This window comes from Vulgatibacter sp., assembly GCF_041687135.1.
Taxonomy (GTDB): Bacteria; Myxococcota; Myxococcia; order Myxococcales; family Vulgatibacteraceae; genus JAWLCN01.
In genome coordinates, this window is sequence record NZ_JAWLCN010000004.1 from 27949 (window position 1) to 40471 (window position 12523).

Consider the following 12523-nt stretch of genomic DNA (forward strand, 5'->3'; position numbering starts at 1 on the left):
CGGAGCGGGCGGGCATCTTGTACCGCCACGAGGAGGGCTCCTTGAGCGACACCAGGGTAAGTGCCGACGAGGCACTCGCGCGGCTCCGCGCAGGGAACCAGCGCTTCGTACAGAACAAGCAGACCGAGCCCGCGCTGGGGCCGAGCGCGCGCAAGGAGCTGGTCGCGGGACAGAATCCCTTCGCGATCGTCCTCTCCTGCTCCGACTCGCGGGTGCCCTCCGAACTCGTCTTCGACCAGGGCCTCGGCGACCTGTTCGTGATCCGCGTCGCCGGCAACGTCGTCGCCCCCTCGCTGGTGGGGAGCGCCGAGTTCGCCGCCGCAACCTTCGGCACCCGCCTCGTGGTGGTGATGGGCCACAGCAGCTGCGGCGCGATCAAGGCGACCCTCGATGCGGTCCGCCACGGCGTCGCCGCCCCCTCGGACAACATCCGCGACATCGTCGAGCGCTGCCGCGCCTCGGTGGAGACGGTGGTGAGCGCGGTCGGCAGCGGCAGCGACGAACGGGCCCTCCTCCACGAGTCGATTCGCGCCAACGTCCGCAACTCCTGCGATCACCTCCGCCACGGCAGCCGGCTCCTCGAGCAGCTGATCCGCGACGACGGACTCAAGGTGGTCGGCGCCGAGTACTCCCTCGAGACGGGGAAGGTGGACTTCTTCGACGAACGCTGAAGCGGTGGGGCCGGCGCCGGGCGACTCGCGCGGCCCTACCCGGCGTCATCGCGTCGCGGCACGGGCCGGCGTCGACCGCTCGCCCGTCAAGCTCGTGTAGATGGACGCCGTCAGCCAGTCGCTGCTGACGAAGACCTTCCCCAGCTTCTCGTCCCACTCCCGGGTCGGACGCGCCGCCTGCACCTGCTCGAGGGTCTTCCCTGCGGCGATGGCGGCCTGGACGCGGTCGCGAATCGTCTGGAGCATCTCCCTGTACCGCTGCAGCTCCTTCTTCGTCGCCACGGGGCCGTGGCCCGGGATGATCTTCGTCTTCTCGTCCGCCAGCGAGAGGACCAGGTCCGCCGCAGCGATGACCCCGTCGACCGATCCCCCGGAGATCACGTCGATCAGCGGAAATCCGCCTTCGAAGTAGACGTCGCCCATGTGGAAGACGTTGGCCTTCTTCCACTGCACGATGGCGTCGCCATCCGTATGCGCGTGCTCGACGTGGAAGACGCGGATCTCCTCCTCGTCCCAATGGAAGGTCAGGGTGCCGTCGAACGTGACCGGCGGCAGCGCCCCGGCAGGCGCAGGCTCGGTCATGCGCTTCTGGGGTCCCCTCTCGCGCGGAAAACCGAAGAAGGGATTGAGCTGCTCGTTCGACATGCGCTTGCGTACGTTGTCGTGCGCGAGGACGACGCTGCCCGCGCTGGAAAGGAGTTCGTTTCCGCCCGTGTGATCGGAATGCCAGTGGGTGTTGACGACGAACCGGATCGGGCCGGGGTGGATCGCTCCCACCGCTGCGCGGATCTTCTGGTTGAGGACGGCGTACTTGTCGTCGACGAGGAAGACGCCATCCCTCCCCGCGAACAAGCCGATGTTCCCACCGGCGCCGACCAGCATGTGGACGCCGCCAGCGACGGGCACCGTCTCGATCTCCACGTGGTCCAGTGGCCCATCGGCTCTAGCGCCCGGGGCCAGGGAAAGGACCATCGACAAGGACAAACCCGTCAGAACTCGCATCATGACGCTCGTGCTCCGATTCGTTGGTTTCGCCCAGCCCTGCAGCCTTCGCTGCAGCGGGGACGAACGGAGGCTAGGGGGCGGGTCGCTCGCCAGCTATGACATAGCGCCCTCGTTTTCTGCCAAACCGGGCAGCGGTCTCGGGAGCAGCTGCCCGATCGGCTCGCGCCGGGGCGTCGCGGCGATTATCTCGAGACGAGTTCAATCCTGCGTGGAGGGTTCGCGTGCGCAAGCGAAGGACCATCGGCTTCGTGCTCTTCGACGGCGTGGCTGCGTTGAACGTCAGCGGCCCCGCTGAGGTCTTCGCCCTGGCCAATCTGCTGGCGGGCCCGGCCGAGCGTGCGTACGACATCCTCTTCCTCTCGGAAGCGGGAGGTCCCATCCGCGCTTCCAGCGGCATCGTCCTCGAGACACGTGCGCTTGCGTCGCTCGACCCGGCGGAACTCGACACCCTCCTCGTCTCCGGCGGACGAAACGTAGCTGCCATCGGCCCCGCCGCGCCGCTCGTCGCCTGGATCCAGCACGCCGCCGGATTCGCGCGCCGCACCTGCAGCATCTGCAACGGCGCGTTCCTCCTGGCGGCTGCCGGCCTGCTCGACGGAAGGCGCGCGGTCACCCACTGGTGCGAGGTCGAGGCGCTCCGGGCCGCCTATCCCCAGGTGCGCGTGGAGCTCGATCCGATCCACCTCCAGGACGGGCCGATCTGGACGTCTGCGGGGATGACCGCCGGGATCGATCTCGCGCTGGCCCTGCTCGAGGAGGACCACGGCCGCCGCCTCAGCCTGGCGGTGGCAAAGGAGCTCGTCGTCTTCCTGCGCCGGCCTGCCGGGCAGGCGCAGTTCAGCAGCGCGCTCGCAGCACAGACCCGACTCGGCACGCTCCCGCCGGACTCCAGGCTCGCCGAGCTCCCCAGCTGGATCATGGAGAACCTGCAGGCGGATCTCGGCGTCGAAGCGCTTGCGCGCGCTGTCGGCATGGCGCCCAGAACCTTCGCGCGCTCGTTCGCACGGACCCATGGCGGCACGCCGGCCAGGCTGGTGCACGACCTCCGGGTGGAGGCGGCCTGCAGGCATCTCGAGGAGCCGAGCCTCGAGATCAAGGAGATCGCCTACCTCTGCGGCTTCGCGAACGAAGAGCGGATGCGGCGCGCATTCCTGCGCCGGCTGGGCGTGCCTCCCGCAACCTACCGCGAGCGCTTCGGCCCGGTAGCCACCAGGCCGGCCCGGGCCGGGGCAGCCGGCCCCCGCGGTGGCCTGTTGGTTGATCTAGCCAAGCCACATGGCTAATTTTTGCGGATGAAGGCGATGGTCAACGTGCACGAGGCCAAGACCCAGCTCTCCAGGCTGCTCGAGCGCGCGCATGCAGGTGAAGAGGTCGTCATCGCGAAAGGCGGCAAGCCCTACGCGCGCCTCTGCCCGCTCGAGTCGCCCCCGCCGCGCCAGCCTGGTTTCCTTCGGGGCGAAGTCGATTCGCGCTTCTTCGAGCCGCTGCCGGAGGACGAGCTCGAGGCCTGGGAGAAGTGAAGTACCTGCTCGATACCCACGCCTTCCTGTGGTGGGCTTTCGATGCCCCCGAGCTCTCCCCGACCGCCCGGGCGCTCATCGCCGACCGCAGCAACGTCGTCTACGTCTCGAGCGCCAGTGCCTGGGAAATTGCGACCAAGCACCGCCTCGGGCGGCTTGCCGCAGCTGCCGTCCTCCTGCAGGACGTCGCCGGCTGGGTTCAGAAGGCCGGGCTCTCGGAGCTGCCGATCGGCCTGCTCCACGCGCAGCGGGCGGGTAGCTTCCCGCAGCCGCACCGCGATCCCTTCGACCGGATCATCGCCGCCCAGAGCGTCGTGGAGCAGGTACCGGTGATCGGGCGGGACGAAGCGCTGCGGGGCTTCGGCGTCCAGCTCGTCTGGTGAGCTGGCGGGGAGCAAGCCCACCGACACCAACAGGGCGTTGCGGGTCACCCCGCGGGGCAGCAAATGGTCGGGGCGGCGCCGCGCCGCTCGGCACGGTGCGCGTCGCTCCACGAAAGGCAGGCGCCAGATGGCACGGAAGACCGATCTGCCCCCGCGCGTGCAGCGGAACGTCTACCCGGCCCCCGGGCATCGCTTCTCCCGGGCGAAGATCGGCAGGACCTGGAAGGACTCGACCCCCGACTACCCGCCGATGCAGCAGGCGCCGCCCGGAGCGCCGAACGTGGTCGTGGTGCTGCTCGACGACGCCGGCTACGGCGTCGCCAGCGCCTACGGCGGGCTGGTGCGGACGCCGACCGCGGAGAAGCTGGCTGCAGCGGGCCTGCAGTACTGCCAGTTCCACACCACCGCGCTCTGTGCGCCGACGCGGGCCGCGCTGCTCACCGGGCGCAACCACCACTCGGTCTCCCAGGGCGTCGTTGCCGAAATGGCGACCGGGTTCCCGGGGTATGCGGGGATCATCCCGAGGAGCACGGCCTTCGTCTCCGAGATCCTGTCGCAGAACGGCTACGCCACCGGCTGGTGGGGCAAGAACCACAACGTCCCGGAGAACGCCAAAGGGCCCGCGGGACCGTTCCACAACTGGCCGCTGCGACGTGGCTTCGACTATTTCTACGGCTTCCTCGGCGGCGAGACCGACAACTTCCATCCCCTGCTCTTCCGCGGAAACGCGCCGGTAGAGGTCGGAAAGCGGCCGGAGGAGGGCTACCACCTCACCACCGACCTGGCGGACGACTGCATCGCCTGGATGCGCAACCAGAAGGCGATGGCGCCAGAGCGCCCCTTCTTCGTGCACTTCGCGCCGGTTGCGGCCCACGGCCCCCACCAGCCGCCCCTCCACTGGCGGGGCCGCAACGCCGGCCGCTTCGACGGGGGCTGGGATCGCTACCGCGAGGAGGTCCACCGGCGGCAGCTCGAGATGGGCGTGGTTCCGCCCGGCACGAAGCTGACGCAGCGGCCCGCCGAGGTCCCCGCGTGGGAGAGCCTCGGCGACGACGAGCGGCGGCTCTTCGCCCGGCAGATGGAGAACTTCGCCGACTTCCACGAGCACACCGACCACGAAATCGGCAGGCTCGTCACCGCTCTCGAAGAGCTGGGCGAGTTCGAGAACACGCTCTTCCTCTACATCCTGGGAGACAACGGCTCGAGCGCCGAGGGGGGGCTGCAGGGCACGCTCAACGAGGTGGCGGGCATGAGCGGCGTCGCCTACCCCCTCGATACGGCACTGGCCCGCATCGACGAGATCGGCCTGCCCGGGACCACGCCGCTCTATGCGGTGGGGTGGGCCTGGGCGGGCGACACGCCCTTCCAGTGGATGAAGCAGGTGGCGTCGCATTTCGGGGGGACGCGCAACGGCCTCGTCGTCTCGTGGCCCGCCTGGATCGCCGACAAGGGCGCCAAGCGCTTCCAGTTCCACCACGTGATCGACGTGGTGCCGACCATCCTCGAGGTGGCCGGGATCAGCGAGCCGACGATGATCGACGGCGTCGCCCAGAAGCCGATCGAAGGCACGAGCATGGCGTACACCTTCGATCGCGAGAACGCCGACGCGCCCAGCACGCGAACGACGCAGTACTTCGAGATGCTGGGCAACCGCGCGCTCTACAGCGACGGCTGGATCGCCAGTTGCCGGCACGGGAGGCTGCCCTGGGTCACGACGGGCAGCGCGGATTTCGACGAGGATCGCTGGGAGCTCTACAACGTGGCGGACGACTTCAGCCAGTCGGAGGACCTGGCGGAGCGGTACCCGGAGAAGCTGCGGGCGCTGCAGGAACTCTTCCTCGTGGAAGCGGCGAAATACGACGTCTTGCCCCTCGATGATCGCTTCGCCGCGCGCACCGACGTGACCCTTCGCGGCAATTGGTTCACCGGCCGCAGGGAGATCGTGCTTCCCGGCACGCTCACGCGTCTCCCGGAGGGGAGCGCGCCGAAGCTGAGCAACGTCGACCACACGCTGGTCGTGACCGTCGACGTCCCGGACGAGGGTGCGGAGGGCGTGCTGATCGCCATGGGCGGCGACAGCGCCGGCTGGTCGCTCTTCGTGGACGGCGGCAGGCTGCGCTACCACTACAACCGGTACGACATCGACCGGTACGACGTCGTCGCGGACGGGCCGCTCCCCCGTGGCCGGGCGGAGATCCGTCTCGACTTCGTCTGCGACGCCGCGAGCAGCCCCGGCGGCCCCGCGACGGTCCGGCTCTCCTGCAATGGTACGCCGGTGGCACAGGGCCGCATCGAGCGCCAGGTCCGCGGCAACTTCGGCGGTTTCGGATGCCTGGACGTGGGCAGGGACAGCGGCTCTCCCGTGTGGCCCGGCTATCGCTCCCGGCTGCCGTTCGTCTTCCGCGGCCGGATCGAGAACGTGCGGCTCGAGCTCGGCGACGCGGCGGAGCGCACGACCGGGGAGCTCCTCGAGGAGCACCTGAGGGGCGACTGATGTGTCGATCCGGCCCGTTTCACGAGGTCCCCGCAAGGCCGCCTGCGCCATGACCGTCGAGAGCCTCGGCCTGCACGAGCTGCTCCAGTTGCTGCTCGCGATCGCGGTCTCGTTTCTGCTCGCGCTTCCACTGGGATGGGAGCGGAAGACCGTGTCGGAAGCGGTCGTGGGGCTGCGGGTCCTGCCGCTCGTCTCGGTCAGCGCGTGCATCTTCGTGATCCTCGGGCGGCTCGTCTTCGCCGGCGAGGATTCCACTTCGCAGGGCTACGTGCTGCACGGCCTGATGGCCGGGATCGGCTTCATCGGCGCGGGTGCGATCGTCAAGGACGACGAGGAAGCCCACGGCCTCGCCACGGCGGCTGCCGTCTGGGCCACCGGCGCCATCGGGGCGTCCGTGGCCTACGGCTACTACGTCCTCGCGGTCGCGCTCTGCGCCGTCAGCCTCTTCATCCTCGAAGGCGTGCCATGGATCCTGCGCGCATTCGGCGCCGACCGCTCGGCGCACGCACGCGGAAAGGGAAGGTGAAGTCCCGCGATGTTCGGCGCGCTCACCACCCCCGACCAGCACGGCGGCGACGTCGCGTTGGCGCTCGTCGCGGCCTATCTGCTCGCGCTCCCGCTCGGTTGGGAGCGAAAGGCCAGGGGAACGGGTGGGGTCGGCTTGCGGACCATGCCGCTGGTCTCCGTGGCGACCTGCGCCTACCTCCTGCTGAGCCGCTTCGTCTACGAGAGCGGGATCTTCGACGCCGATGGGCTCGCACGCGCGATGCGAGCGGTGATGACCGGCATCGGCTTCATCGGCGGCGGCGCCATCCTCAAACACGCGAGGGGCGTACGCGGGGTCGTCGGGGTCACCACCGCTGCGAGCATCTGGACGACGGGCGCGATCGGCGCTTCGGTCGCGCACGGCTACTACTCGCTCGCGGTCGTGCTGGCGCTCACCGCCCTGCTCGTCATCTCCTTCACCGGCAGGCTCGCGCGCACAGCTCCGGCGATCGACAGGGAGCGATAGACGCGCAGGCAAAGCGTCACGTGCGGGCGACGCGCCTCACGCCCGTTCGCTTGAGCATCCAGGCAAGCGGGAAGAGAAGGGCGAACTGCAGCAGCGACGCGACGACGAGCATGAGCACCGCGTCCGGATCTCCGAGCCCCTGGGTGGCGACGACCATCGCCGCAGCGATGTTGCGCTGTGCCGTCCCGAAGCCCAGGACCACGTCCCCGCCGCGGTACTCGCGGCCCAGCAAGTAGCCGATCGCGAAGGCGCCGAGGATCACCACGAGCGGCGCCAGGATCGCCCCCTCGCCGATCAAGCGCCCCAATCCCCTGGCGCTCGCGGCGACCGTCGCTAGGATCACCGTCACCAGGGCCACCGTCGAGGCCCTGCCTGCCCAGGGCTGCAGCCGCTCCGCCAGGGCCCGCTTGCGCGCCCGGAGCAGCAACCCGGCGGCCATGGGAAGGAGCATCGTGACGAGCAGCGGGAGCGCGACCGCGATCGGGCTCACCCTGGCGCCCGGCACGACCAGTGGCACCACGAACGGCATGTAGAACACGGTGATGGGGAGCAAAAGCATCAGCAGCGAGGCGCTCAAAGGGACGTTGCCGTGCGCCGCTCTGGTGAGCTTGAGCAGGATCGGGGCGCCTGCCGCGGTGGCGAGAAGCATGACGCCGCTCGCGTACGAGGGGGACAGCGGCAGCGCGCGGATCGTGGCGAGCGCGAGCAACGGCACCAGGACGAAATTCGCGAGCAGCGCACGGATCACCGCGCGGGCGTCGCGCATCGGGGTGAAGAGGTGGTGCAGCGTGTGGCCGAGGCCCGCGGCGAGCATCGTGCTCACCGAGAACGCCAGCACCGCAATGCTCGCAAGCTCTCGGAAGAATCCGGCCATCGCGGCGTCCCTGCCTCCTCGCTCGAAGTTCACGCCGCGCCCGCGGCTCCGCAAGGCGCGGCGGCCGGCGCAAGCAGGCGTTGCTTCTCCCAGCCGTTTGCCGGTCGAAGGACGAGGCGCCGGACGAGAAAGAGCCCCGTAGGCGAGGTGCTTTGGGGTCGAGGTCCGAAGCTGGCCAGACGCAGGCCGAGCCCTGTGCCACCCTTGGGACCGATGGAGACGATCGAAGAAGAGACCTGCTACCGCGCCGTCACGAGCCGCGACCGCCGCTTCGAGGGCCGGTTCGTCCTGGCGGTTACCAGCACCCGGATCTACTGCAGGGTCGGCTGCCCCGCACGCATGCCGCTCCGAGCGAACATGCGCTTCTTCCCCAGCGCGGCCGCGGCGGAGGAGCAGGGTTTTCGCGCTTGCCTGCGCTGCAGACCGGATCGCGTCGCAGACCTCGCAAGCACATCCTCCACCGTCGGTCGGGCGATGCGCCTGATCGGCGAGTCTCCCCTCGCGCCTTCCAGCATCCCGGCCCTCGCTGGCCGCCTCGGCATCGGCGATCGCCACCTCCGACGGCTCTTCGCCACCCACCTCGGAGCTTCGCCCTCCTCCGTTGCCAGGACCCGCCGCCTCCACTTCGCCCGCAAGCTGCTCGAGGAGACCGGGCTTTCGGCATCCGAGGTGGCATTCGCTGCCGGGTTCGGCAGCGTTCGCCGCTTCAACGACGCAATGCGCTCCGCCTTCGGCAGGACGCCGACGCAGCTACGCGGGCGAGCCGTGCCTGCACGCGAAGCGGGCGTGCGGCTCCGGCTCCCCTACAAGCCACCGTTCGACTGGCGCGCGATGCTCGCCTTCCTGCAGCCGAGAGCCATCCCCGGTGTCGAGGAGGTGAGCGAGAGCTGGCGACGCACGATGCCCGGCGGCGCGATCGAGGTCTCGGCGGTGGAAGGGGCCCTCCTGCTCCGCGTGGAGGGCTGCTCGTCGCGGGAGCTTCTCCCCATCGTCGAAGGTGTCAAACGGGTCTTCGATCTGCGAACCGATCCCCTTCCCATCGCAGAGGCGCTCGGAGCGGATCCGCTCCTCGGTGCGATGGTGGCGCAGCGCCCCGGGCTTCGGGTTCCCGGCGCGTGGGATCCATTCGAGCTGGCGGTGCGGGCCGTCCTCGGGCAGCAGGTGAGCGTCGCGGGGGCGACCACGCTCGCCGGCAGGCTGGTCCGGCGCTACGGGACGCCGGAGGGCGCAGGCTGGCTCTTCCCTGCGCCGGCAGTGCTCGTCGACTTCAGGGCAGAGGGAATGCCGGAGGCGCGTGCGGAGGCGATCCGCGGCCTCGCCAGGGCCGCGGTCGAAGGACGGGATCTCACCGGGGCGGAGGTGCTCCTGGGGATCCGCGGGATTGGCCCGTGGACCGCGGCCTACGTCGCGATGCGCAGCGGCGACCCCGACGCCTTTCCGTCGGGTGATCTCGGCCTGCGCAAGGCGTGCGGCGGCACCCTGCCCGACGTGGAGCGCTGGCGGCCGTGGAGGGCCTACGCCGCCATGCATCTCTGGAGCTCGCTGGGAGGAAGCAGATGAACATCGACCGAATCGACAGTGCCGCGGGGCGTCTCTTCCTGGTCGAGCGCTCGGGCCTGCTCTGCGCCCTCGGCTACGAGGATCACCTCGAGGCTTTCGTCGTCGATCTGCGGCGGCGCTTCGGCGACGAGCGGCTCGTGCCGGCGGCGGATCCCGCAGGGCTCAGCACCCGCTTGCGTGGCTACCTCGCGGGCGACCTCCACGCATTGCAAGGCATCGCCGTCGAGCCCGGCGGAACGAAGTTCCAGCAGCAGGTCTGGGCGGCGCTGCGCGAGATCCCCCCGGGGCAGGTCACCACCTACGGCGACCTCGCTCGGCGGCTGGGCCGACCGAAGGCCTCGCGGGCGGTCGGCGCAGCCTGCGGGCGCAACCCGGTGTCGATCGCCATCCCCTGCCATCGCGTCGTCGGAGCAAGCAGCGGGCTGACCGGCTACGCCGGCGGCATCGAGCGCAAGCGCTGGCTCCTCGCCCACGAGAGGGCGCTGCTCACCTGACGGCGGCGTGCAGGCCGAGCGGCTGTGGGGGCGGGCCCGGGCGATGCTTCTGCCCGGGCCCCGTCGCGGTCTACCAGGGGGTGATCACGAGTCCCGAGCCGTAGCGGCCCTCGACGTCGACGTTCGTGTGGCCGTTGGCCTCGTCACCGTCGGCGTCGATCGCCTCCAGGGTTACCGGGTCGAAGAGGAAGATCGAGCCCGGATCCGAGAGCATCGCGTAGGCGGTGTGGCCAGCGGGGTGGAAGACCACGTCCCACACGTCGTTGTTGTCGTCGCTGCTCTTCACCACCACATAGGTCTCGGTGATCGGGTCGGCCGAGAGGTCGAAGACGCTGATCGCGTTGGCGCCCTCGGCGACGTGATCGTAGCCCACGCGCGGCACGAAGAGCCGGCCGTCGGGGCCGAAGCGCAGGTTCGGGCCGCTGCCGCAGCCTTCGGTCTCGGTCGCGATCTCGGTGATGGCGAAGGTGGCGAGGTCCACCCGCAGCAGCGACGAGACGTTGGAGGCGCAGCCGAAGCCGATCCAGGCGGCGGCGCCTGCGGGATCGACGGCGATGCCGGCCGGCAGCTCGAAGCCTTCACCGAGCGAAAGGGAGAGAAGCTCCGTCTCCTCGTCACCGGGCAGATCGATCGCCGCCATGGTGGCGAGATCGAAGCCGGCGAGCCGGCCCGCCCGGAAGATCGGCAGCCAGGCGCGGGTGCCGGCGGGATCGATGGCGAGGGCGCGCACCGCGGCAGCGCCGACGTTGTCCTCGATCGTGAGCGTATCGCCCTCCGCGCGGCGCAGCTCCACGCCGGTGGCGGCGTCGAACTCGTAGAGGAGGATGGTGTACGTCTGGTCGCCGTTGTCGCGGGAGCCCGCCACGTAGAGCCGCTTGCCGTCCGGCGAGAGCGCCTGGCCGCCGACACGCGCGGTCGCCTCCGGATCCGCCACGCCCTTCGAGGGCACGACGAAGCGCTCCCAGTCGAAGGCGGCGAGGTCGAAGAAGGTCAGCCTGCCGTCGTAGGGCGCGCTCTGGACGATGCGCCCCTGCTCGGGCAGCAGGGTGGCGAACCAGCCGTCGAACTCGCCCTGGACGCCGCCCACGTGCTGGTTGGTGCCGGTGTCGATCGCCTCGTAGCCCAGGCTGGACGTGCCCGGCGTCACGTAGAGCATCGGGTGGGTGAGGAGCTCGAGGCCGAGCGTGACCGGCCCGTCGACGTCGGCGAGCAGCCACTCCCGCTCGGCGGTGGTCGCCCCCGGCGCGGTGGCCTGCGGGCCGTAGTGGAAGAAGGACCGCTCGCCGATGGTGCCGTCGGCGTTGGCCACGGTTGCGGAGCCGTCGATGGCCACGGCGATCTTCGGGTTGAAAAGGAGGCGGCCCGCGTCGTTGCGGATCGCGACGTTCACGATCATGGCGCCATTGTCGGCGTCGAAGCGGTAGCTGCCGGACAGGCCCAACGCGGTGCCTGTGGTGGCCGGCAGGGGATGCGGCTCGCCGTCCATCTCGCCGAGCACGAGCTCGGCGGTCCAGGTGACCGGAAGCGCGGCCGAGGTGGCCGCGGCGGCGCTCCAGTTGCCGACGGCGTCGGCTGCGAAGAGCCGGTAGGCGTAGGAGAAGCCGCCCACCACCGCGGCGTCGGAGAAGGTCTCGGCCGTTCCCGCGTAGACGATTACGCCGTCGCCGAAGGCGCCGCCCTCGACATAGTCCTCGCCTGCGACCGGCGCGGGGACCACCGGCTCGAGCGAAGGGAAGCGGACGAGCATCACGTGGTGGAAGTCGGCGGCCGGGTTCGTCCAGCCGAGCTCCACCGAGGGCAGCGCGCCGTCATTCACCGCGGCGGCGAAAGCTGCGGGCGCCTCGGGGCCGCTGGCGTCCACCACGAAGGTGGCCTCCTCGATCTCGCTGGCGTTGCCGGCCAGGTCCACGGCGAAGTAACGCACGCTGGTCGCGCCGGCGAGGTCGCGGATCCACGCGGGACTGCCGGCGCGGACGGTGCCGTTGCCGCCCACCGCGGGCGTGGAGCCGTCGGTGGTGTAGTAGATGAAGGCCGCCTCGTCGGCCTCGAGCTTCACCCAGGGCAGTTCGCGGTAGGTGCCGGCCGCCGGCGAGAGCGCCACCGTGGGCGCGGTGCCGTCATCGGGCCGATCCGGCAGGCACTGCCCGTTCACCTCGTGCGTTCCCGCCCCGCAGGTCCGCGAGCGCCCCTTGCCGTCCGAATCGCCGCACGCAGCCAGGGCCACCGAGGCCGCTGCCAGAATCCAAAGCTGTCGCGTCATGTTCGCCTCCCGCCCGCGATGGGCGAAGGCGGCCTGCTACCACCGGGGTCGAGCGCACCGGGAGTGGCGAAAAACTGCACTAGGTGGGGACAGCAAGAGGCCGGACGCGGACAGGACGCCGTGCAGGAGACAAGAAAAACCCCCGCAAAGCCGAAACCTTGCGGGGCGTTTCCTATGGTCGGGGAGACAGGATTCGAACCTGCCTGCAGCGGGTGGGCCCGAGAGCGGCGGAACGACACAGGGCCAGTAA

The 12523-nt window shown here is 70.3% G+C and carries 12 protein-coding genes; 9 read left to right on the plus strand and 3 right to left on the minus strand.

The window, feature by feature from the left end; all coding sequences use genetic code 11:
- Nucleotides 1-41: 41 nt before the first annotated feature.
- The gene (locus tag ACESMR_RS11100; protein ID WP_373047143.1) at nucleotides 42-671 is read left to right on the plus strand and encodes a carbonic anhydrase; all 630 of its coding nucleotides are present in this window, start codon (nucleotides 42-44) and stop codon (nucleotides 669-671) included.
- Between the two features lie 45 nt (nucleotides 672-716).
- On the opposite strand, the gene ACESMR_RS11105 is transcribed toward ACESMR_RS11100, so the two are convergent.
- Nucleotides 717-1592 (minus strand): MBL fold metallo-hydrolase, encoded by an 876-nt coding sequence (locus tag ACESMR_RS11105; RefSeq protein WP_373047144.1) that lies wholly within the window; start codon nucleotides 1590-1592, stop codon nucleotides 717-719.
- Nucleotides 1593-1897: 305 nt separating this feature from the next.
- On the opposite strand from ACESMR_RS11105, the gene ACESMR_RS11110 reads away from it, so the two are divergent.
- From ACESMR_RS11110 to ACESMR_RS11135, 6 genes are all read left to right on the plus strand, one after another.
- The gene (locus ACESMR_RS11110; RefSeq protein WP_373047145.1) at nucleotides 1898-2959 is read left to right on the plus strand and encodes a GlxA family transcriptional regulator; all 1062 of its coding nucleotides are present in this window, start codon (nucleotides 1898-1900) and stop codon (nucleotides 2957-2959) included.
- A gap of 18 nt (nucleotides 2960-2977) precedes the next feature.
- Nucleotides 2978-3196 carry a type II toxin-antitoxin system Phd/YefM family antitoxin gene (locus ACESMR_RS11115; protein ID WP_373047146.1) on the plus strand — a complete coding sequence of 73 codons (219 nt, stop codon included), beginning with the start codon at nucleotides 2978-2980 and terminating at the stop codon, nucleotides 3194-3196.
- Entirely contained in the window at nucleotides 3193-3579 is a 387-nt protein-coding gene (locus ACESMR_RS11120; protein WP_373047147.1) for a type II toxin-antitoxin system VapC family toxin, read from the plus strand. Before ACESMR_RS11115 ends, ACESMR_RS11120 begins: the two co-directional genes overlap by 4 nt.
- A gap of 127 nt (nucleotides 3580-3706) precedes the next feature.
- Nucleotides 3707-6073, plus strand: a complete 2367-nt coding sequence (locus ACESMR_RS11125) for an arylsulfatase (RefSeq protein ID WP_373047148.1) — start codon at nucleotides 3707-3709, stop codon at nucleotides 6071-6073.
- An 88-nt stretch (nucleotides 6074-6161) separates the two neighbouring features.
- Nucleotides 6162-6599: an MgtC/SapB family protein gene (locus ACESMR_RS11130; RefSeq protein WP_373047149.1), complete on the plus strand. Its 438-nt coding sequence runs from the start codon at nucleotides 6162-6164 to the stop codon at nucleotides 6597-6599.
- A gap of 9 nt (nucleotides 6600-6608) precedes the next feature.
- Nucleotides 6609-7085 carry an MgtC/SapB family protein gene (locus tag ACESMR_RS11135; RefSeq protein ID WP_373047150.1) on the plus strand — a complete coding sequence of 159 codons (477 nt, stop codon included), beginning with the start codon at nucleotides 6609-6611 and terminating at the stop codon, nucleotides 7083-7085.
- Between the two features lie 16 nt (nucleotides 7086-7101).
- Here the strand turns inward: ACESMR_RS11135 and ACESMR_RS11140 are convergent, their stop codons facing one another.
- A complete protein-coding gene (locus ACESMR_RS11140; RefSeq protein WP_373047151.1) occupies nucleotides 7102-7959 on the minus strand; it encodes a bile acid:sodium symporter family protein in 858 nt (285 codons plus the stop codon).
- A gap of 213 nt (nucleotides 7960-8172) precedes the next feature.
- On the opposite strand from ACESMR_RS11140, the gene ACESMR_RS11145 reads away from it, so the two are divergent.
- Together ACESMR_RS11145 and ACESMR_RS11150 are read left to right on the plus strand one after the other, a co-directional pair.
- Entirely contained in the window at nucleotides 8173-9519 is a 1347-nt protein-coding gene (locus ACESMR_RS11145) for an Ada metal-binding domain-containing protein (RefSeq protein ID WP_373047152.1), read from the plus strand.
- Nucleotides 9516-10013 carry a methylated-DNA--[protein]-cysteine S-methyltransferase gene (locus ACESMR_RS11150; RefSeq protein ID WP_373047153.1) on the plus strand — a complete coding sequence of 166 codons (498 nt, stop codon included), beginning with the start codon at nucleotides 9516-9518 and terminating at the stop codon, nucleotides 10011-10013. Before ACESMR_RS11145 ends, ACESMR_RS11150 begins: the two co-directional genes overlap by 4 nt.
- Before the next feature lie 70 nt (nucleotides 10014-10083).
- On the opposite strand, the gene ACESMR_RS11155 is transcribed toward ACESMR_RS11150, so the two are convergent.
- On the minus strand, nucleotides 10084-12273 hold the full coding sequence (locus ACESMR_RS11155; RefSeq protein WP_373047154.1) for a chitobiase/beta-hexosaminidase C-terminal domain-containing protein: 2190 nt from the start codon (nucleotides 12271-12273) through the stop codon (nucleotides 10084-10086).
- Between the last annotated feature and the right edge of the window lie 250 nt (nucleotides 12274-12523).

Excerpts from the sequence above, each read along its gene's own strand:
- ACESMR_RS11115 (WP_373047146.1), top strand. The coding sequence starts at position 2,978 with ATGGTCAACGTGCACGAGGCCAAGACCCAGCTCTCCAGGCTGCTCGAG.
- ACESMR_RS11125 (WP_373047148.1), top strand. The coding sequence starts at position 3,707 with ATGGCACGGAAGACCGATCTGCCCCCGCGCGTGCAGCGGAACGTCTAC.
- ACESMR_RS11135 (WP_373047150.1), top strand. The coding sequence starts at position 6,609 with ATGTTCGGCGCGCTCACCACCCCCGACCAGCACGGCGGCGACGTCGCG.
- ACESMR_RS11140 (WP_373047151.1), bottom strand. The coding sequence starts at position 7,959 with ATGGCCGGATTCTTCCGAGAGCTTGCGAGCATTGCGGTGCTGGCGTTC.
- ACESMR_RS11145 (WP_373047152.1), top strand. The coding sequence starts at position 8,173 with ATGGAGACGATCGAAGAAGAGACCTGCTACCGCGCCGTCACGAGCCGC.
- ACESMR_RS11150 (WP_373047153.1), top strand. The coding sequence starts at position 9,516 with ATGAACATCGACCGAATCGACAGTGCCGCGGGGCGTCTCTTCCTGGTC.
- ACESMR_RS11155 (WP_373047154.1), bottom strand. The coding sequence starts at position 12,273 with ATGACGCGACAGCTTTGGATTCTGGCAGCGGCCTCGGTGGCCCTGGCT.